This window comes from Pseudomonas sp. HMSC065H01 (genome assembly GCF_001815235.1).
Classification (GTDB): domain Bacteria; phylum Pseudomonadota; class Gammaproteobacteria; order Pseudomonadales; family Pseudomonadaceae; genus Pseudomonas; species Pseudomonas aeruginosa.
This window is the reverse complement of record NZ_KV819834.1, coordinates 58,023-76,960: the sequence shown is the minus strand read 5'-3', so window position 1 is coordinate 76,960 and position 18,938 is coordinate 58,023. Positions and strand designations below refer to the sequence as shown.

The following is an 18,938-nucleotide window of genomic DNA, read 5'->3' as shown; positions in this document are numbered from 1 at the left end:
CGCAGCCGCTCCTGTCACCTGGCCGGCGCGAGATAATCGAATCGATTCAGCAATGGTACAGGTTCGTTCAGTTTCGACCGAACCCTCCCGCTTTCATCGGCGGGACCGATCGGCTAGGGTGAGCGCCCGCAGAAGGAACAGCCATGGACTATTTCATCATCGTCGTCACCACCGCCGCCGGCCTGTATTTCCACTGGTGGATCTACTGGCGCATCCGCCGCTGGATGGACCGCGACCTGGCGCTGTCATTCGCCGGCGACGACCCGCAAAAGCGTGACTATCTGTTACAGCGACTGGCCGAGGCCAAGGCCAGCAAGGTGAAGCGGCGCGACCTGCCGGCCTGGCTGGAGCGCGCCGCCGCCGACTACCCTTCCCGCGAAGCCTGAGCCAGGCGCCAGAGCCGGGCGATCTGCTCGGCGCGCGCCTCCAGTTCCGCCGCCGCTCCGGCACAGGCCTGCTCCAGGCTGATCGGTCCCGGCGCCAGGCTGAACGCCGCATCGATGCCGGCGTCGTGCAGGCGCTGGTAGCCGTCGCCCAGGCTGCCGGCCAGGGCTACCACGGGAACGCCGGCCTGGCGCGCGATCCGCGCCACGCCCACCGGGGTCTTGCCGTGCAGGCTCTGCGCATCCAGACGGCCCTCGCCGGTCAGCACCAGGTCGGCACCGACCAGCGCATCGGCCAGCCCGGCCAGCTCCGCCACCAGTTCGATGCCTGGGCGGAAACGCGCGCGGAGGAATGCCCTCGCGGCGAAACCCAGGCCGCCGGCGGCGCCGACGCCCGGCACCCGGCTGAAGTCCTCGCCAAGGGTCGCCGCGACCACCTTGGCGAAGTGCGCCAGGGCGGCATCCAGTTGCGCCACCTGTTCGGCGCTGGCGCCCTTCTGCGGACCGAACACCGCCGACGCGCCGCGCGGCCCGCATAGCGGGTTGTCGACGTCTGCGGCGACTTCCACCGCGACATCCACCAGGCGCGGATCCAGCCCGCCCAGGTCGAGACTGTGCAGGCCAGCCAGCGCGGCGCCGCCGGGCGCCAGTTCCTCGCCGTCGGCAGCCAGGAAACGCACGCCGAGCGCGCCCAGCAGGCCGGCGCCGGCATCGTTGGTAGCGCTGCCGCCGAGGCCGAGGATAATCTTCCGCGCCCCGGCGTCCAGCGCCGCACGGATCAGCTCGCCAGTGCCACGGCTGCTGCTGCGCGTGGCGTCGCGGCGGTCGCGCGGGACCAGGTGCAAGCCGCTGGCGGAAGCCATTTCGATCACTGCGGTGGCGTCGTCCAGCCAGCCCCAGTGCGCCAGGGTCGGCTCACCGAGCGGGCCTTCGACACGGCATTCGCGACGTTCGCCGGCGGTGGCGGCGAGTACCGCATCGACCGTGCCTTCGCCGCCGTCCGCCAGTGGCCGCAGCAACACCTCGGCCTGCGGGAAGACTCGCCGCCAGCCGCGGGCGATAGCCTCGGCGACGTCGGGCGCGGACAGGCTTTCCTTGAACGAATCAGGAGCAATCACGATTTTCATCAGTCACCTCGCAGGGCCGGGAGTCCCCGGCCCCGCTTCAATCAGAGCAGCACAAGGCTGAGCAGCCATACCGCGAGCATACCGGCGATACCCTGGACCAGGGTCGCCAGGGTCTGGGCGCGATAGGCAGTGGATACGGTCATGCGGCTGAACTGTGTGACCACCCAGAAGAAGCTGTCATTGGCGTGGGACACCGTCATCGCTCCGGCACCGATCGCCATGACCGTCAGCACCCGGCCCATCTCGCTGTCCAGGCCGAGCTGCGGCAGCAGCGGAGCGACCAGCGCCGAGGTGGTGACCAGCGCCACGGTGGTCGAGCCCTGTGCGGTCTTCAGCGCGGCCGCCACCACGAACGGCATGAACAGGCCGATGCCCAACGCTGACAGGGTGCTGCCCAGGTAGTCGCCGAGCGGAGTGATCTTCAGCATCGCACCGAAGGCGCCGCCGGCGCCGGTGATCAGCAGGATCGGCGCGGCCGACTGGATGCCTTCCACCACGCGCTCATGGAATTCCTCGCGCTTGCTCTGGCCCTTGAGCAGGGTGCAGGCCAGCGCCAGGCCGACCAGCAGGGCGATCACCGGTTGACCGAGGAAGTTCAGGCAGGCGAACAGTACGCCCTCGCCCAGCGGCTTGCTCGGGAATACCGCGACCGAGCCAAGGCAGATCAACAGGATCGGTACGAAGATCGGCGCGAACGCCTGGGTCGCGCTGGGCAGCTTGCCGTAGCGGGCACGCAGCTCGCTGAAGTCCTCTTCGGTCTGGACGACCTGGCCGTCGTCGACCAGGGGAATGTCCTTGCCGACGAAGCGATTGGCCCACCACATGCCGGCCATCGCGGTGACGAAGGCGACCACCAGGCCGACCACGATCACCAGGCCAAGGCTGGCGTCCAGGCCGAGGTTGCCGGCCGCGGCGATCGGTCCCGGGGTCGGCGGCACGAAGGTGTGGGTGGCGTAAAGACCGGTGGCCAGGGCCACGCTCATGGCGATGGTGGATATCTTCATCCGCGCCGCCAGGGCGTTCTTCAGCGAGTTGAGGATGACGAAGCCGGAATCGCAGAACACCGGGATCGACACCAGGTAGCCGATGATCGACATGGTCAGGGTCGGGAAGCGTTCGCCGAGCAGGCGGATCACGCTTTCCGCCATGGTGATCGCCGCACCGCTGCGCTCGAGGATCACCCCGATGATGGTGCCGAGCACGATGACGATGCCGATGTAGCCGAGGATGCTGCCGAAGCCGCCGGTAACGGTCTTGACGATTTCCGCCGTGGGTACCTGGTAGGCGAAGCCGGCGATCAGCGCGGCCGCCAGCAGGGCGAGGAACGGGTGCAGCTTGAGTCGCGTGGTGGACAGGACGATAAAGGCGATCAACGCCAGCAGGATCAGGACCAGGGTCATGAGCCGCCTCCTTGTTGTTATGGGTGTGGGATGGGCGCCCAGGGGCGGGTCATTTTCGCTCCGTCGGGACCGGACACGCCTTGTGCAACGGCCAGAGGAAGACGGCGCTGGAAGGGGAACATTTTGTGCGACTGCACAGTGAATCGATTGATCGCCCGTTACCCGCGGCGCGGAACGAGCAATTGCAGCCCCAGCAATAATTGCTGGCGGTGCTCCAGGCGAGCGAGATCGAGCCCGCTGATCGAAGCGATGCGCTCCAGTCGGTAGCGCAGGCTGTTGCGATGGATTCCCAGCGCCTGGGCACAGGCCTGGGCGTGCCCGTCATGGGCGCACCAGGACTCCAGGGTAGCGGCCAGCGAACCTTGCGGATCGTGGTCGAGCAACCGCTGCAAGGGCGCCAGCAGCTGCCGCACCTGCCAACTGTCGCGCTGGCTGAACAGCAGGCTGGCGAGGCGGTGTCCGTCCAGGGTCACGACCCGCCGACCGGGCAACCGGCTGCGCGCATAGTCCAGCAGGTCGCGCGCGGCGCAGGCCGAGGCGCGCAGCTCGGCCAGGTCATGCGCCGGGTCGCCGGCACACAGGCGCGCCACGCCCCAGCCGCGCGCGTCGGCGCGCTCCAGCCAGTGCTCGAGCGTATCTGCGTGGGCTACCGGCCGGCACCAGAACACCAGGCGCTCGCCCAGCGCCGCGCTCCAGTGCTCCGCCCGGCCGCCGAGTGCCGCCAGCAGGCGAGCCTGGCAAGGCAGCGGATCGGCATGCTCGGGCAGCTCCAGGAAGACCGCCTGGCGCGGCCAGTGCATGGCCAGCCCCAGGTGTTCGGCATCGGCCGCCAGCGCCCCGAGGCCGTGGCCGGGATCGAGCAACTGGCGCAGCCAGGCTTCGTGACGCTGGCGTTGCCAGTGTCGCTCGTCCTGCATCTGGCGCTGTTCCATGAGCATTTCCGCTGCCATCCGCACCAGCTCGGCATAGGGCCGGACCACCTCCGGCGCGCCGGTGATGCCGAGCACGCCGACCAGCCGCTCGGCGTGCAGCAACGGCAGGTTCACCCCTGGCCGCACCCCGCGCAGGCAGGCGGCGGCCTGCTCGTCGATTTCCACCACCCGCCGGTTGGCCAGCACCAGTTGCGCCCCTTCGTGGCGGGTATGCAGGCGCGATGGATCGCCGCTGCCGATGATCATGCCCTGGGCATCCATCACATTGATGTTGTGCGGCAGGATCGCCATCGCCCGATCGACGATGTGCTGCGCCAGCGTCGAATCCAGTTCGAACATGGAGGACTCAGGGCGCCAGGCGTTCGCGCGACCAGCCGCCGTCCTGGCGTCGATAGTCGAGACGGTCGTGCAGGCGGCTCGGCCGCCCCTGCCAGAACTCGATGCGCTGCGGCAGGAGACGGTAGCCGCCCCAATGCTCGGGACAGCTCGGCGGCTGGTCGGCGAAACGCCGCTCGGTTTCCGCGAGCAGCCGTTCCAGCTCGGCGCGATCGGCGATGACCCGGCTCTGCGGCGAGGCCCAGGCGCCCAGGCGACTGCCCAGCGGACGCACCTGGTAGTAGGCGTCGGATTCCTCGGGAGTGACCTTCTCGACGCTGCCTTCGATGCGCACCTGGCGCTCCAGCGCCGGCCAGAAGAAGGTCATGGCCGCCCGCGGATTGGCCGCCAGTTGCCGGCCCTTGGCGCTTTCGTAGTTGGTGAAGAAGGTGAAGCCGCGCTCGTCGAGGCCCTTGAGCAGGAGGATACGGCAATGCGGATAGCCGTCGGCGTCGACGGTGGCCAGGGTCATGGCGTTGGGTTCGACCGGCAGGCGCTCGGTCTTCACCGCGTCGTCGAACCACTGGCGGAACAGGCTGAAGGGATCGCTAGGGGCGTTGGCCTCGCTGAGGCCATCGCGGGTGTACTCGCGGCGCATATCGGCCAGGGACTGGGTCATGGCGCATCTCCAGGGGGAAATGCGCCATAGCTTAACCGCAGACTCCGCCTCGCGCTTGATCCGGGACAATGGCGCCAAGCGCCCTGCCCCGGTTCGGCTCAGTTGCCCTGGGCCAGGGACAGCAGGCTGGCGCGCTGGGTATAGAGCACTTCGACGCGACGGTTCTGGGCGCGGCCGGCAGCGCTGGCGTTGTCCGCGCGCGGCATGTCGGAACCGACCCCCTTCAGGCGCAATTGGTCGCCTTTCAGGCCGCTGAGGCGGAAGATCGCCGCCACCGACTGGGCACGCTCGAAGCTCAGCTTGTCGTTGACCGCCTTGCTGCCGGTGCTGTCGGTATGGCCGAGTACCAGGATACCGCTCTGCGGATCGGCCTGGGCCATCTTGGCGACCTTGCCCAGCGGGTTGAGGGTGATCGGCATCAGCATGGTGTGGCGCTTGGGATTGAACGAGTAGTCGGCGGGGGCGATGACGATCAATGCGTTGTCGCGGCGTTCGAGGGTAAACTCGCTACCGGCGATCGCTTCGCGCAGGGCTTTCTCATGGGCATCCAGCCACTCCTTGGTGACCTTCTGCTGGACCAGTGCCGGCTTGCCCGACGCCTTGCTCGCCGAGCTGGCGCCGAACGGCCACCACCAGGGGTTGGCGGCCTTCGGCTCGGCTGCGGCGGCGACTTCTTTCTTCGCCGCGGCGATCTCGGCCTTCTGCTCCGCAGCCTTGGCGGCTACGTCCCGACCGCCTTCGTCCTTGCCGAACGGCCACCACCAGTGGCTGGAGCCGACATGCTCGGCTTCGGCCTTCTGTTCCGTGGCCTGCTTGGCGACGGTCTGTCCGTCGTCCTTGCCGAACGGCCACCATGAATGGCTGGAAGCCTGCTCGGCCGGAGCCTTGGCTGGCTGCGAGGAAGCGTCCTGGGTCTGGAAATAGCTGCAGCCGGAGGCGGTCATGCAGAGAAGAAGCGTCGAGGTCTTAAGCAGTTTCATACGTCGGGGTCCGTTGGAAGTGAAAGAAGGCGAGCCCGATGGAACATTCGGCTCAACCGCCGGTCACATCGCAGCGATGCCGGAGTCGATCCACTGCCCCGGCAACGCCCTATCTCATACGACGCTTTAGATTGTGTCGCTAAGCCATTATTTGGCAATGAAATTTAGCGTCGAGCCGACAAGCGGTTAAAAGTTAACCAACGGATTACAGACACTCCCCCGCGACACGCGCCAGCTGCTGCGCCCGCGGATCCATCAGCACATACGGCCCCAAGGCGTTGCTGACAAAGGAAAAAGCCAGGTCGCGCTCGGGATCGGCGAAGCCGATCGAGCCACCCGCCCCAGGGTGGCCGAAGGCCTTGGGGCCGAGTCCGTAGGTCGCATTGGCCACGCCCGGTTGGTCGAGCATGGTGCCGAGGCCGAAGCGGGTCCGGGTCAGCAAGGTCCGATCCTCGCCTACCGCGTGTTCGTGGGCCAACTGGCCCAGCAGTTCATCTTCCAGCAAACGTCCCCGCAACAGGCCGCTATAGAAGCCGGCGAGCGCGCGCGCGTTGCCATGGCCATTGGCGGCCGGCTGCTGCATGCGTCGCCATTCCGGCTTGTTGGTGCTGGTGAGGATCGACGGCGGATTGGTGAAGGCACGGGTGGTCAGCGCCAATGGCTCGCTCATCATGGTCTTCAGCATGCGCTGGGCGGCAGCGTCGCCGAGGCTGCCCTTGCTCCGTGCCATGTGGGCGACGCGGCCGAACTGGCTGTCGTCCAGGCCGACATGGAAATCCAGGCCCAGCGGTGCCGCGGTGCGCGCCACGATGGCCTCGCCCGGCTCGCGGCCGTCGACCCGGCGGATCACCTCGCCGAGCAGCCAGCCATAGGTAATCGGTGCATAGCCGTGCGCTTCACCAGGCGTCCACCAGGGCTCCTCGGCGGCCAGTGCCGTGGTCATCGCCTGCCAGTCGTAGAGTGCCTCGGGCGGCATCTGCTCGCGCAGCGCCGGCAGGCCGGCGCGATGGCAGAGCAACTGGCGCACGCTGATCGCTGCCTTGCCGGCCGCGGCGAACTCGGGCCAGTAGCGTGCCACCGGCGCGTCCAGTTCGAGCTTGCCCTCGGCCACCAGTTGCAGCACGGCAACGGCGGTGAAGGTCTTGGTGCAGGAGAACAGATTGAGGATGGTGTCGCGCTGCCAGGGCTGCTCGCCGTCCTTGTCCGCGACGCCGCCCCAGAGGTCGACCACCGTCTCGCCACCGACCTCCAGGCACAACGCCGCGCCGCGCTCCTGCGGATTGTCGAAAAGCCGGGCGAAGGCCTCGGCAAGCGGGGCGAAACGGCTGTCACAGTGGCCTTGGGGCGTCATGGGCAAGTTCCGGTGGGAAAGTGGTCGGGGCATTCTTCCAGCCCTCGGCGGCCTTGTGAACCCTGACATAAGAGGGGTTCGCCGCAAGCGGGCGGCGGTGAATGCGCGCTCATGAACCGGCTGAATCCTCGCGCGGCGGCAGAGGCTCGACGGCAGGCATGGACCTGGCCATCGCCGACAGTCGCGACAGGACGGCAAGGTTGCTTCGGCGCACCGTGTCGACGAAGCCGGCGAACGGCAAGCCCGTGATCCCGACCAGGCCTATATGGCCGTTCTCGCCGTCCAGCAGACGCCCGCTGGCCGGTTGGTCGAGGTACTGGAACCAGTGGGCGCCGACGATATACGGACTCTTCAGCGCCGCCTCCAGGAACGTTCGGTAGGAGTCGCCGCGCGCCCGCTCATTGGCCGCCTCGCTGACACCACCCCAGAACGGACCGCGATCCCGCGAGCCGAAGTGGAACTCGCTGATCAGCACCGGCTTGTCCAGCCGCGCCAGCAGGGAGTCGTCCAGGCCCTGCCCGGGCAACGGCGTATAGAGGTTGAAACTGAGGAGGTCGCAATACCGGGCGCAGGAGGTGATCGCCTCGGGAGTGCTGACGGCGAAGCGGCCGCCGAGCAGGAGGTGGTTCGGTGCGTGCCATTGCAGGGCGTCGCGCAGGGTCTTGAAGTAAGCGTCGGCATACAGCCGGAGGAAGGCGCTGTAGTCCTCGGCGATGGCCGGATGCCCCTCGCCCGGCAGCGGAGCCGCGTAGCCCGGCGCCTCCAGGGCCTCCCAGGCGGCCAGCTCGATGCCCCAGGCCTCGGCCAATGCCTCATGGCCCAGGTACTTGGCTTTCAATTGCTTGACGAAGGCGCGCTTCGCCGGACTGTCCATGGACAGCGTCAAGGCTCCGAAAGCGAGGCCGTAGCGCGCCTGGGCCGAGCCGTCGCGCCCGGCCCAGGCCAGTTCGTTGTCGGCGTAGTAGCCGAGCAGCCAGGGATCGTCGCGGTGGTCGCGAGCAGCGATGGCGATGACGCGCTCGGCGGCCATGGCGAAGCGCGGGTCGAAGGGATCGGGCATGGCTCCCCACCAGTCGAAACCGCTGCTGACCGTGGCGTAGTCGCCGGCGATCGACAGCGGCAGGCTGTAGGGCATCCGCGTCTGTGCGGCGAGCGCCGGATCGCTCCAGTTGCCGAGGCTGTTGAAACCCCATGCCGAGAGGCGCTCCAGGGTGCGCTGGCGCCATTCGCCGGCGAGCTGGTCGGCACTCGCCTGGGGAGCGATGCGCTGGCGATTGGCACCGAGGAAATCGAACCAGCGACCATGCCCGAAGCGCCGCCCGGCCTGCGCGGCGACGCCGCGGCGGTCGTCGCCCTCACCGAAGAATGCGGCCAGCGGCTCACCCTCCGCCGGCAGTTCGGCGAACATCGGCTCGCGTCCTTCGACGTAGGTCCGGCTGCCGTCGGCGGTCACCGCATTAACGCCCAGCGACCAGAACGGATGTCCTTCCGGAGTAACCAGCCACCAGCGCCCGCCACGTTTTTCCGTGCGGAAGAAACCGCTGGCTTCGAACACCGGCCCACCCAGCAGGCCGCCGAAACGGTCGCGCGCCGGTGTCTGCCGTTCCCAGTCGCGGAGCTGTGCGGCCTCGGCCGCATAGGCGCTGCGCAACTGTTCGTCGGAACGAATCTTTTCCGGCCAGTCGGCGCGGCTGTACTGGCCATAGCGATCGATCAGGCCGGTCAGGATGCTCCGCTCCACCGCTCTCCCTGCGCGTATGCCGAAACGTCCGAGCAGGATGCTCTGGGGAGCTTGCGGCGAGCGCAGGGACAGGCTCAGCGCCCCGACCCTGGCGCGGTCCAGCGAGCCCTCCACGCGTGGCGCCAGCAGCACCCGCTGGCCTTCGACCATCTGCGGCATCGGCGGCCCCGCACGCATGCCCAGAGCCTCTGGCGAAACCGCCCGCAACGGCACCAGCAGGGTCTGCGGCGGGCCTGCCGGAAGCTCGATGGATGCCTGCAACCCCGGCGCGCCCTGCTCGCCCTCGATCGCGACCTCCAGGGTCATGTCCCAGCTCATCGCGTTCTGGATGCGCAGGCTCACGTAGTCCGCTGCGGACCAGTCCCAACGGCCCTGCGCCGGACTCATGCGCAAGGTGGGCCGTTGCGCCGGGCTGAAGGTGACGCGACGGAGAATGTCGCCCTCCGGGGTGGCCTCCGCCGTCACGCTGGGCAGGTCGGCATCCTCCAGGGTGATGCCGACCACGGCCATTGGCTTGACGAAGTTGAACAGCACCTGCTGGGTGTCGTTCGCCGCCAGCGGCGCGGCCACCGCGAGCAGGCCGAGAAGCAGGGGAAGATGCCAACGCGAACGGATCATGAAGCCTGTTTTCCTTAACTCCATCCCGGCATGGACAAATGCCGGGAATTTCCCGATGCGGCTCGGACGTGAAGGCTGGCGCCCTCCGCGCAGATCAGCGCGTCAGGCGATTTCCCGGCGGAACGGCGGCAATGCATTGAGGATAGCCTTGCCGTAGCGCTGGGTGACCACGCGGCGATCCAGCAGGGTGATGGTGCCGCGGTCCTGCTCGGTGCGCAGCAGCCGCCCGCAGGCCTGGACCAACCGCAGCGAGGCGTCTGGCACGGCGATCTCCATGAACGGATTGCCGCCGCGCGCCTCGATCCACTCGGCCAGCGCCGCCTCCACCGGGTCGTCGGGTACCGCGAAGGGAATCTTGGCGATCACCACGTGTTCGCAATAGGCCCCCGGCAGGTCCACGCCTTCGGCGAAGCTGGCGAGGCCGAAGAGCACGCTGTCCTCGCCGTCGTCGACTCGCGACTTGTGCTTGTTCAGGGTTTCCTGCTTGGACAGGTTGCCCTGGATGAACACCCGCTTGCGCCAGTCGCGGTCGAGACCGTCGAAGACTTCCTGCATCTGCTTGCGCGAGGAGAACAGCACCAGGCTGCCGCGCGCGCCCTTCACCAGTTCCGGCAGCTCGCGAATGATCGCCGCGGTGTGCTCGGCGGCGTTGCGCGGATCCGCCTTGAGGTCGGGGACCCGCAATACCCCGGCCTCGGCATGGTGGAAGGGGCTCGGCACCACCGCGGTGACCGCGTTGCGCGGCAGGCCCGCGCGCATGCGGTAGCGGTCGAAGGTGCCCAACGCGGTCAGGGTCGCCGAGGTCACCAGCACGCCATAGGCGACGTTCCACAGGTTGCGGCGCAGGGTCTCGGCGGCGAGGATCGGGCTGGCGTTGGCTTCGATGTCGTAGAAGCTGCCGCTCTCGGCGAGGGTCAGCCAGCGCGCCATCGGCGGGCTGTCCTGCGGGTCCTCGCAGGTGAAGGCGGTCCACAGTTCCCAGTTGCCCTGGGCGCGCGCCAAAAGACTACCGAACAGCGGGTACCACTCCTCCGCCTGGTGGCTGGCGATGCCGCCGGCGCCTTCGCCGTCCATCGCCTCCTTGAGGATATCGGTGAGGCGGGTGAACAGGTCGGTCAGCTTGGAGAAGCCTTTCTTCAGCTCGATGCCCATCTCGCGGATATGCTCGGGGACCACCCCGCCGACGAAACGGTGACGCGGCCGCTCGCGACCCTCCATGTCCTCGCCGGCGCGGAAATCGCCGATCTCTTCGCAGGCGGTGAACATGAACTGCTGCTGGGTCTTGATCTCCCGGGCCAGCTCCGGCACCTGTTCGATCAGGCGGCCGAGGTCGCCCGGCAGCGGGTGCTGGGCGAGCAGCTTGGTGAGGTTCTTGGCGACCTGCTCCAGCCAGTCGGCGGTAGCGCGCAGGCGGGTGAAATGGGCGAAATGGCCAATCGCCTTGTCCGGCAGGTGATGGCCCTCGTCGAACACGTAGAGGGTCTCGCGCGGATCGGGCAGGATGGCGCCGCCGCCCAGGGCCAGGTCAGCCAGGACCAGGTCGTGGTTGGTGACGATCACGTCGACCTTGGTCATCCCTTCGCGCGCCTTGTAGAAGGCGCACTGCTGGAAGTTCGGGCAATGTCGGTTGGTGCACTGGCTGTGATCGGTGGTGAGCTGCGCCCAATGCGCGTCGTCGATCGCCTCCGGCCAGCTGTCGCGGTCGCCGTCCCAGCGGTTGCCGGCCAGGCGTTCGATCATCTGGTTGAACAGCTTGCTGCTGGTCTCGTCGACATCGATGTTGAAACCGTCGTCGGCGAACAGTTGCGCCGTCGCGCTCTGCGCCTGGCCTTCCTGCAGCAGCACGTCGAGCTTGGACAGGCACAGGTAGCGCCCGCGGCCCTTGGCCAGGGCGAAGCTGAAGGCCAGCCCGCTGTTGCGCAGCAGGTCGGGAAGATCCTTGTGGACGATCTGCTCCTGCAGGGCGACGGTCGCGGTGGCTATCACCAGGCGCTTGCCACTGGCCTTGGCGCAGGCGATCGCCGCCAGGCTGTAGGCCACGGTCTTGCCGGTACCGGTTCCGGCCTCCACCGCGACCACCGCCGGCTCGCCCTCGCGGTGCCCCTCCTCGTCCTCCTTGATCACGCCGAGGGCCTTGGCCACTTCGGCGATCATCAGGCGCTGGCCATAGCGAGGCTTCAGCTCCTTGGCTTCGAGAAAGCGGGTGTAGGCACCCTGGATCTGGGACTTGAGTTCGGCGCTGAGCATGGAATTCCTGGGCCCGGCGCGCAGCGGAAGGCGAATCCGCCGGCGCGCCATAGCTGGATAAATTTTCAGTGGTTCGACAGGGCGGCTATGATAACGCGCTTCGTCACAACCGCCAGCGGAGATCGCCGAATGACCCCCTACGCCCTCGTCTACGCCCTGCATGTCCTGGCCGCCCTGGTCTGGGTCGGAGGCATGTTCTTCGCCTGGACGATACTTCGTCCGGCGGCCGTCGCCGCGCTGGAGGCCCCAGCCCGCCTGGGCCTGTGGCTGGAGGTGTTCCGCCGTTTCTTCCATTGGGTCTGGGCGGCGGTGATCCTGCTGCCGATCAGCGGCGTCGGCATGCTGCACCTGAGCTTCAACGGTTTCGCCGGCGCGCCGCGCTACGTACAGGTAATGATGGGGCTCTACGTCGCCATGCTGGCACTGTTCCTGCGGGTGCAGGCGCTGCAAGTGCCGGAACTGCGCCGCGCGGTGCAGGCCCAGGACTGGCCGGCAGGCGGGCAGGCGCTGGGGAAGATCCGCCGCACCGTCGGCTTCAACCTGCTCCTCGGCCTGTTGCTGATAGCCCTGGTAGCGGCACGCCCGAGCCTCTGAACCGGCGATGCGCCGGAAGCCGTGCTGCCGGCCTCTCCTCAGAAGCGCACGACGTCCAGGCTGCCGTCGCTGCCGTTGGTGCCGTTCGCGCCGTCCTCTCCGCTGCGCCCCGCACGACCGGCATCCACCGAGTAGATCCAGCAACCGGTGGCGTTATCCGCCGCACCCGGTTTGCCGGCCTTGCCTCCAGCGCCGCCGACGCCGCCTTGCAGACGGGTTTGCAAGCGCTCCAGAGGAAAATCGCCCGGCACTTCCAGACGAATCCGACCGCCCGCCCCGCCCGGACCGCCGTCGCTTCCGGATTGGCCGTCGCCACCTTTCAGCGCGCTGCCCCAGAGGCAGCCGGAGGCCTTGCCGGAAGCCCCGTCCAGGCCATCGTAGCCTGGAGCGCCGACGCCACCGCGGGCGTCCAGCAGCAGGCTTTCCACCTCCACCGCCTGCAGGCGCAAGGTCAGGTCGCGGCCGTTACCGGCGCTTTGCCGGAAGGTGCCGGTCGCGCCGGGCGCGGAAATGATGCTGCCATCGGCCAGGCGGCCGCTGACGACTTCGATGCTGATTCGCTCCTCGCCTGGCGCCACGCCGATCCGGGCGTTCTTCGCCATGTGCAGTTCCTCGATGCGCAGGACGCTGACCTCCAGCGGAATCAGCAGGGCGGCATCCTCGCCGATCTCCACTCTGCGCAGGCGCAGCTCCTGGGCCCGCTTGGGCAGGCGCATCACCGAGTTCGCCTGCACCTTCACGGTTCCGCCGATACCCTGCTGGCGTGCCGGCGGCGCCTCGGCCGAAAACACGGCGCCAGCCCAGGCCAGGGGAACGACCAGGAACAATCCGAGCATGGCCTTACGCATGATCGTCCTCCTTGTCCTGCGGTAACTCGCTGGCCGGGCTCAACGCCGGCAACGCAAGCATGTGGAAGACCCCGAACAGCAAGACCTGGAGACGATCCAGCCAGGGATGCGCGCGCGCTTTCAGGCGTCCTCCGAGGACGAGAATCTCGATCAGGTGGATCAACAGGATCAGGCCGCCGGCTATCGACAACAGCCAGTTCAGCGGATAGGCGAACGGATGCAGCAGATTGACCAGCACCGCGCCCCAGAACACCAGGGTCACGAGCTTGCCCAGCCCGAGAAACGCTTTCATGGAACTCCCCCCAAGACATCGTGTGCGGGGGAACATACTCGCCAGCCCGCCGCGGCGCCAGCCATGAACGAAAACGGGGGCTTCGACGCCCCCGTTCTGCTCCGCGCCGCCTGCGTCATTCGCGCTTGATGAGGATTTCCACCCGGCGATTCTCGGCCCGCCCTTCGCGAGTCTTGTTGTCGGCGACCGGCTGGCTTTCGCCCAATCCCTGCACGCCGACGATGATGCTCGAAGGCACCCCGGCATCGATCAGATAGTTCGCAACGGCATTCGCGCGCCGTTCCGACAGCTTCTGGTTGTAGGCATCGGAACCGACGCTGTCGGTATGCCCGGTGATACTCAGGCGCGTACTGGCCGCCTCGCCTTTCAGGCGTTCGGCGATGCCGTTGAGCTTCTCGCTGTCGGCGGCGTCCACCTTCGACGAATCGAAGGCGAAGTGCAGGTCGCGCACGACAATGGTTTCTTCCTTGACGACGGGAGGCGGCGGCGCGACTTCCTCGACCGGCTGCGGAGGCGGCGGCGCGACCTGTTCGCCGGCACCGTGCACCCAGCAATAGGCGGCACCGACGCCACCGCCGATCAGGGCGCCCCAGCCGGCCCAGCTGCTGCTTTCGATCGCGCCCAGGCCGGCGCCGGTAACACCACCGACCGCCGCACAGGTCGGCCAGTCGCTTTTCTGCAACCCTGCGCAACCGGTCAGCAAGCCGCTGACCAGAATCAGGGGTAAAGCGGTCCTCGTGATGCTCATTGGAACTCTCCTCGTGGATCGGTTGTAACCGACAAATAGGGAGTAAAGACCCCAGCCGAAAAAAGCGCCAGCACTAGGCCATGCAGGCGCTTCAGGCTAGTCTTGGCGAATCCCAGGAGAGTGTTTTCCCATGAGCGAACCGATTTCTCCCCGCACCCCGCAGCAGGCCCTGGCCGCGTTGCTCGCCCGCTACGCGCCGAAGCGCTTGCTGCTGGTCGGCGCCAGCCGGCTGCCGGCGGTGGAGGCCTTCATCCACAACCATCCCCAGTGCCAACTGGCGCACAGCCCGGCGGCGGCATTGCCCGCCGAACTGGCCGGCCAGCGCTTCGACCTGGCGCTGTTCGTCGATTGCCTGGAACACCTGCCGCAGCGCACCGGTCTGCAGTTGCTCGCGGGCGTGCGCAACCTGAACGCCAGCCGGGTCGCCGTACTGGTCGACCTCGAGGCCAGCGACTGGCAGGAAACCGACTTCTTCGCCCTCGCCATGCAGAACAGCGAACGCTTCCAGCGCGAAGGCCAGACGCTGACCCTGTACACCTACGACCTGTACGAATACAAGCAGGTCCCCGATTGGCTGAACGCCAAGTTCTGGGCCAACCCGGAAAACTTCGGCAAGTACTGGTGGTAACCATGACCCAACCCTCCTGCCCCTGCGGCAGCGGCGCCCCGCTCGACGATTGCTGCGGCCGCTATCACCAGGGACATCCCGCGCCTACCGCGGAAGCCCTGATGCGCTCGCGCTACAGCGCCTACGCCCTCGGACTGGTGGACTATCTGCGCGACACCACGCTGCCGGCGCAACAGGCCGGCCTCGATCTCGACGGCATCCGCGCCTGGAGCCACGGCAGCACCTGGCTCGGTCTGGAGGTGGAAAACCACGAGGTGCTCGGCGGCCAGCCGGAGCATGCGCGAGTCACCTTCGTCGCGCGCTGGCACGACGCCGACGGGGAACATGCCCATCGCGAATGTTCCGGCTTCGTCCAGCGCAACGGTCGCTGGTACTTCCTCGATCCGACCGTGGCCCTGAAACTCGGCCGCAACGATCCCTGCCCCTGCGGCGCCGGCGGCAAGCTGAAGAAATGCTGCGGTCCGTGGATCACCTGATGCATTCGCTCGCCAGCTATATCCGCGCCATCCATGCCCTGCCCTCGCCGGTCTCGATAAGCGATGCGCAGGTCGAAGAGCAACAGCGCTGCGAGGACGGCGTCGAGATCCACAGCTGCGAAGCGCTCTACCGTTTCGACAACGGCGTGCGCCTGCGCCAGCACTGCGAGCGCGACCTCCTGCCGAGCAGCGGGGCCTGCGAGGAATGCTGGATCGGCTACGAAGTGCTGGATTCCGCCGGGCAGGAAATCAGCCCACGCTACAAGCACTTCGTCAACGCCTGCCAGGAACGCTTCTGGTTGCGCATGCACGCCTGAGATGCTGCGCCAGGCTGCGCGGTTTGGGCGTTGACGAGCGCTCGGGTAGAATGCGCAGCCTTTTCATCCGGGCCCCATCCCCATGCTGCTGACCGTGCTCTACATCATCGCCATCACCGCCGAAGCCATGACCGGCGCGCTGTCGGCCGGCCGGCGCAGCATGGACCTGTTCGGCGTGGTGCTGATCGCCTGCGTCACCGCCCTGGGCGGCGGCTCGGTACGCGACATGCTGCTGGGCCATTACCCGCTGACCTGGGTCCGTCACCCGGAATACCTGGCGCTGACCGCAGTCGCCGCGCTGGTGACAGTGTTCATCGCGCCGCTGATGCGCCACCTGCGCTCGCTGTTCCTGGTACTCGACGCGGTTGGCCTGGTGGCCTTCACCCTGATCGGCTGCCAGGTCAGCCTGGAAATGGGCCACAGCCTGCTGATCGCGGCGATCAGCGGGGTGATCACCGGGGTGTTCGGCGGCATTCTCCGCGACATCCTGTGCAACGACGTACCCTTGATATTCCGCCGCGAACTCTATGCCAGCGTGTCCTTCGCCAGCGCCTGGTGCTACCTGATCTGCGTGGAGCTGGAACTGCCTTCCGAGCAGGCGATGCTGATCACCCTGTTCAGCGGCTTCCTGTTCCGCCTGCTGGCCATCCGCTTCCACTGGGAAATGCCCAAGTTCGTCTACCAGGACGATTTCGACCACTGAAGCAAGCGCCTGCCCCCTGGCCGACGCGTTCCTCCAACCCCTCGCCTGTCCCCGATGCCACGGCCTCGCGACGCGGTTATCCGCCCCACGCCCTGGCTTGTCGCAGGCCGCTGCCCGCCTCAGTCCTGCAGGCGCAGGTGGCTGGTGTCCGGAGCCGGAGCCGCTGGCTCGGAGCGTGCCTGGCCCATGTCGCTACCGACCGGGGCGACGCTGAAGCGGCTCAGGTCGAGTTTCGGCGCCTCGGCTTCGGCCTTGGCGTCCTGTAGGTCGGCGCCTACCGGAGCCAGGCCGAAATCCGGCGCATCGACCTCGGCGAACGCCGCCATGTAGCCGTCCCGCGGCGCTACCTGCAAGCGTCCGGCGGGCGCGCTGGTACCAGTAGCGGCGCGGGTCTGCGGGGCCTCCACGGGAGTCGTCTGCGCAGGCGGCGGCGCCATGACCACCTCCTCGACCTCCATCTCGGCGACCACGGCGATCGCTCCCGCTCGCTCCAGCACGCTGCGGTATTTTTCCGCGGAGGCGGCATCGAGGTTGTTCTTGATCACCACCCGGCGGCCGGAGAACAGCAGTTCGATACGCTGCGCGTCGGCCTGGAACAGCTTGGCCAGGTTGGCCTTGACCACCTCGGGACGGGCGCCGGCGACCAACTGGCCGGAAAAGGCGATTTCAAAGCGGCTCATTGGCATCTCTCCGAGTGAAGGGCCGCTCGGCATGGCGGCCCTGGCGTTTCGTCGAGCGATTGTACCCATCGACAGCCACGCGTGGAGTGACTGGGTCCGGCAAATCGGCCGGCGGGTCCGTTCAGGTTAGCCGAGCCGGTCACGCCAGCCGACGGGAAGACTTGCACGGGCGTACGCGCTTCTCCATGCTCCCCCGACTGCGCTATGGGAAACATATGGACACAGGCCTGTACCTGAAACATCTTTCCTCTATACAACAATAAGTTGCAGCACAATCACTGCTTGTTAAACTGGGGCGTCTCGGGGGGAATAGCATGAATTACCAGGCGCAAATGATAAGAATTATCAGCCTAATAATGGCGTGGGGAGTTCTCTCCCATCTCTCGGGCTGCAGCTGGATGACCGGCAGCTTCGAAGACCCCGACGTCAAGCTGCTGAAGGTGGAAGTGGTCAAGGCACGCTTGCTGGAACAGGAGTTCGTGATGCGCTTCCGCATCGACAACCCCAACGATTTCAGCCTGCCGGTACGCGGCCTGCAGTACACCGTGCAACTGAACGACATCCAGCTCGCAGAAGGCGAGTCCGGCCAGTGGTTCACGGTTCCCGCCCACGGCCACGAGGTATTCGACGTGCCGGTGCGAACCAATCTCTGGCGCCACATGAAATACATCGTCAAGCTCCTTGAGCGTCCCGAGGAGCCGATCCGCTACCGCCTGCAGGGCGAAGTGAAGACCGGACTGATGTTCGGCCGCAGCGTGCACCTGAGACGAAATGGCGAGATAATTCCCGGCGATTTCATCCCAGAATAGGTCCACCATGAGTCAGGAACCCCACGTACACGGCCCGAACTGCAACCACGACCACGATCATCATCACGATCATGGCCATGGTCATGTCCATGGTCCGCACTGCAACCACAGCCACGAGCCGGTGCGCAATCCGCTCAAGGCCGTAGGCCGCAACGATCCCTGCCCCTGCGGCAGCGAGAAGAAATTCAAGAAGTGCCACGGCGCCTGACCCTTCGCACGCGCCGGCATCCGAAGGCCCGCTGAGCAGCGGGCCTTTTCGTTGGCGCGCCACCAGCCCCGCCGGGGCGTCATGCGCGACAGCGGTTTGCATCGAACCTAGGTTCCTGGCGTAGAGTCTTCCGTTCGTAGCCCATCGACGAGCCGGAGACGCACCGATGATCGACCTGTACTACTGGACCACCCCGAACGGCCACAAGATTACTCTTTTCCTGGAAGAAACCGGCCTGCCCTACGCCATCCATCCGATCAACATCAGCCAGGGCGACCAGTTCCAGGCGGATTTCCTGAAGGTGTCGCCGAACAACAAGATTCCCGCCATCGTCGATCGCCAACCGGCCGACGGCGGCGCTCCCCTGTCGCTGTTCGAGTCCGGCGCCATCCTGCTCTATCTCGCGGAAAAGACCGGACGCTTCCTCGCCAAGGACCTGCGCGCGCGCCAGGAAACCCTGCAGTGGCTGTTCTGGCAGATGGGCGGGCTGGGGCCGATGGCCGGGCAGAACCACCATTTCAACCGCTTCGCCCCGGAGAAGATTCCCTACGCCATCGACCGGTACGTCAAGGAAACCGCGCGCCTGTACGGCGTTCTCGACCAGCGCCTGGCGGACCGCGCCTTCGTCGCCGGCGACGACTACAGCATCGCCGACATGGCCATCTATCCGTGGATCGTCCCGCACCAGTGGCAGGAGCAGGATCTCGCCGACTTCCCGCACCTGCAGCGCTGGTTCGAGAGCATTCGCCAGCGTCCGGCGACGCAACGCGCCTATGCTTTGGTGGAGCGCATCAATCCGCCGAAGTAGCGAGTCCCGAGCCGGCCTGCGGACGTCCTCGCGGACGACCGCAGGCGGAGCTTG

General features: G+C 67.2%; 21 protein-coding genes. 9 read left to right on the top strand and 12 right to left on the bottom strand.

Annotated features, from left to right (window positions below):
- The first annotated feature begins 143 nt into the window (after positions 1-143).
- The gene (locus tag HMPREF3014_RS02450; RefSeq protein ID WP_003082053.1) at positions 144-386 is read left to right on the top strand and encodes a hypothetical protein; all 243 of its coding nucleotides are present in this window, start codon (positions 144-146) and stop codon (positions 384-386) included.
- On the opposite strand, the gene HMPREF3014_RS02445 is transcribed toward HMPREF3014_RS02450, so the two are convergent.
- The 8 genes from HMPREF3014_RS02445 to dinG all read right to left on the bottom strand — a co-directional run bounded on the left by HMPREF3014_RS02445 (position 365) and on the right by dinG (position 11,773).
- Positions 365-1,510, bottom strand: a complete 1,146-nt coding sequence (locus tag HMPREF3014_RS02445) for a glycerate kinase (protein ID WP_003082051.1) — start codon at positions 1,508-1,510, stop codon at positions 365-367. The genes HMPREF3014_RS02450 and HMPREF3014_RS02445 overlap by 22 nt on opposite strands.
- A 41-nt stretch (positions 1,511-1,551) precedes the next feature.
- Entirely contained in the window at positions 1,552-2,910 is a 1,359-nt protein-coding gene (locus HMPREF3014_RS02440) for a GntP family permease (RefSeq protein WP_003086363.1), read from the bottom strand.
- 158 nt (positions 2,911-3,068) lie between these two features.
- Positions 3,069-4,181: a CdaR family transcriptional regulator gene (locus tag HMPREF3014_RS02435; RefSeq protein ID WP_003112517.1), complete on the bottom strand. Its 1,113-nt coding sequence runs from the start codon at positions 4,179-4,181 to the stop codon at positions 3,069-3,071.
- Between the two features lie 7 nt (positions 4,182-4,188).
- Entirely contained in the window at positions 4,189-4,836 is a 648-nt protein-coding gene (gene pdxH / locus HMPREF3014_RS02430) for a pyridoxamine 5'-phosphate oxidase (RefSeq protein WP_003082041.1), read from the bottom strand.
- A 98-nt stretch (positions 4,837-4,934) separates the two neighbouring features.
- The gene (locus tag HMPREF3014_RS02425; RefSeq protein ID WP_003082037.1) at positions 4,935-5,816 is read right to left on the bottom strand and encodes an OmpA family protein; all 882 of its coding nucleotides are present in this window, start codon (positions 5,814-5,816) and stop codon (positions 4,935-4,937) included.
- 205 nt (positions 5,817-6,021) lie between these two features.
- Positions 6,022-7,167 carry an EstA family serine hydrolase gene (locus tag HMPREF3014_RS02420; RefSeq protein WP_014603184.1) on the bottom strand — a complete coding sequence of 382 codons (1,146 nt, stop codon included), beginning with the start codon at positions 7,165-7,167 and terminating at the stop codon, positions 6,022-6,024.
- Positions 7,168-7,276: 109 nt separating this feature from the next.
- The gene (locus HMPREF3014_RS02415) at positions 7,277-9,550 is read right to left on the bottom strand and encodes a beta-agarase (RefSeq protein ID WP_073647913.1); all 2,274 of its coding nucleotides are present in this window, start codon (positions 9,548-9,550) and stop codon (positions 7,277-7,279) included.
- Positions 9,551-9,628: 78 nt separating this feature from the next.
- Positions 9,629-11,773 carry an ATP-dependent DNA helicase DinG gene (gene dinG, locus HMPREF3014_RS02410; RefSeq protein WP_023087684.1) on the bottom strand — a complete coding sequence of 715 codons (2,145 nt, stop codon included), beginning with the start codon at positions 11,771-11,773 and terminating at the stop codon, positions 9,629-9,631.
- Positions 11,774-11,902: 129 nt separating this feature from the next.
- Between dinG and HMPREF3014_RS02405 the strand changes: the two genes are divergently transcribed.
- Positions 11,903-12,367 carry a CopD family protein gene (locus tag HMPREF3014_RS02405; protein ID WP_003082024.1) on the top strand — a complete coding sequence of 155 codons (465 nt, stop codon included), beginning with the start codon at positions 11,903-11,905 and terminating at the stop codon, positions 12,365-12,367.
- A gap of 38 nt (positions 12,368-12,405) precedes the next feature.
- Here the strand turns inward: HMPREF3014_RS02405 and HMPREF3014_RS02400 are convergent, their stop codons facing one another.
- The 3 genes from HMPREF3014_RS02400 to HMPREF3014_RS02390 all read right to left on the bottom strand — a co-directional run bounded on the left by HMPREF3014_RS02400 (position 12,406) and on the right by HMPREF3014_RS02390 (position 14,255).
- Positions 12,406-13,215: a hypothetical protein gene (locus tag HMPREF3014_RS02400; RefSeq protein WP_003112523.1), complete on the bottom strand. Its 810-nt coding sequence runs from the start codon at positions 13,213-13,215 to the stop codon at positions 12,406-12,408.
- Positions 13,208-13,507, bottom strand: a complete 300-nt coding sequence (locus HMPREF3014_RS02395) for a DUF1145 domain-containing protein (protein ID WP_003082018.1) — start codon at positions 13,505-13,507, stop codon at positions 13,208-13,210. Before HMPREF3014_RS02395 ends, HMPREF3014_RS02400 begins: the two co-directional genes overlap by 8 nt.
- 115 nt (positions 13,508-13,622) lie before the next feature.
- A complete protein-coding gene (locus HMPREF3014_RS02390; RefSeq protein WP_003082015.1) occupies positions 13,623-14,255 on the bottom strand; it encodes an OmpA family protein in 633 nt (210 codons plus the stop codon).
- A gap of 130 nt (positions 14,256-14,385) precedes the next feature.
- On the opposite strand from HMPREF3014_RS02390, the gene HMPREF3014_RS02385 reads away from it, so the two are divergent.
- The 4 genes from HMPREF3014_RS02385 (at position 14,386) to HMPREF3014_RS02370 (ending at position 16,379) form a co-directional block, all read left to right on the top strand.
- Entirely contained in the window at positions 14,386-14,883 is a 498-nt protein-coding gene (locus tag HMPREF3014_RS02385; RefSeq protein ID WP_003086343.1) for a DUF6231 family protein, read from the top strand.
- Between the two features lie 2 nt (positions 14,884-14,885).
- Positions 14,886-15,359, top strand: coding sequence for a YchJ family protein (locus HMPREF3014_RS02380; protein ID WP_023087685.1), 474 nt, complete (start codon positions 14,886-14,888; stop codon positions 15,357-15,359).
- Positions 15,359-15,676: a hypothetical protein gene (locus tag HMPREF3014_RS02375; protein ID WP_003082000.1), complete on the top strand. Its 318-nt coding sequence runs from the start codon at positions 15,359-15,361 to the stop codon at positions 15,674-15,676. The genes HMPREF3014_RS02380 and HMPREF3014_RS02375 overlap by 1 nt, the downstream gene beginning before the upstream one ends.
- Positions 15,677-15,758: 82 nt before the next feature.
- The gene (locus HMPREF3014_RS02370; RefSeq protein WP_003081997.1) at positions 15,759-16,379 is read left to right on the top strand and encodes a trimeric intracellular cation channel family protein; all 621 of its coding nucleotides are present in this window, start codon (positions 15,759-15,761) and stop codon (positions 16,377-16,379) included.
- A gap of 119 nt (positions 16,380-16,498) precedes the next feature.
- Here HMPREF3014_RS02370 and HMPREF3014_RS02365 read toward each other — a convergent pair whose 3' ends face one another.
- Positions 16,499-17,059 carry a hypothetical protein gene (locus tag HMPREF3014_RS02365; protein WP_003081987.1) on the bottom strand — a complete coding sequence of 187 codons (561 nt, stop codon included), beginning with the start codon at positions 17,057-17,059 and terminating at the stop codon, positions 16,499-16,501.
- A 314-nt stretch (positions 17,060-17,373) separates the two neighbouring features.
- On the opposite strand from HMPREF3014_RS02365, the gene HMPREF3014_RS02360 reads away from it, so the two are divergent.
- The 3 genes from HMPREF3014_RS02360 (at position 17,374) to HMPREF3014_RS02350 (ending at position 18,884) form a co-directional block, all read left to right on the top strand.
- A complete protein-coding gene (locus HMPREF3014_RS02360; protein ID WP_023086511.1) occupies positions 17,374-17,868 on the top strand; it encodes an LEA/WHy family protein in 495 nt (164 codons plus the stop codon).
- A 7-nt stretch (positions 17,869-17,875) separates the two neighbouring features.
- Positions 17,876-18,076, top strand: a complete 201-nt coding sequence (locus tag HMPREF3014_RS02355; protein WP_003081984.1) for an SEC-C metal-binding domain-containing protein — start codon at positions 17,876-17,878, stop codon at positions 18,074-18,076.
- A gap of 166 nt (positions 18,077-18,242) precedes the next feature.
- The gene (locus HMPREF3014_RS02350; protein ID WP_003112525.1) at positions 18,243-18,884 is read left to right on the top strand and encodes a glutathione binding-like protein; all 642 of its coding nucleotides are present in this window, start codon (positions 18,243-18,245) and stop codon (positions 18,882-18,884) included.
- Positions 18,885-18,938: the final 54 nt, after the last annotated feature.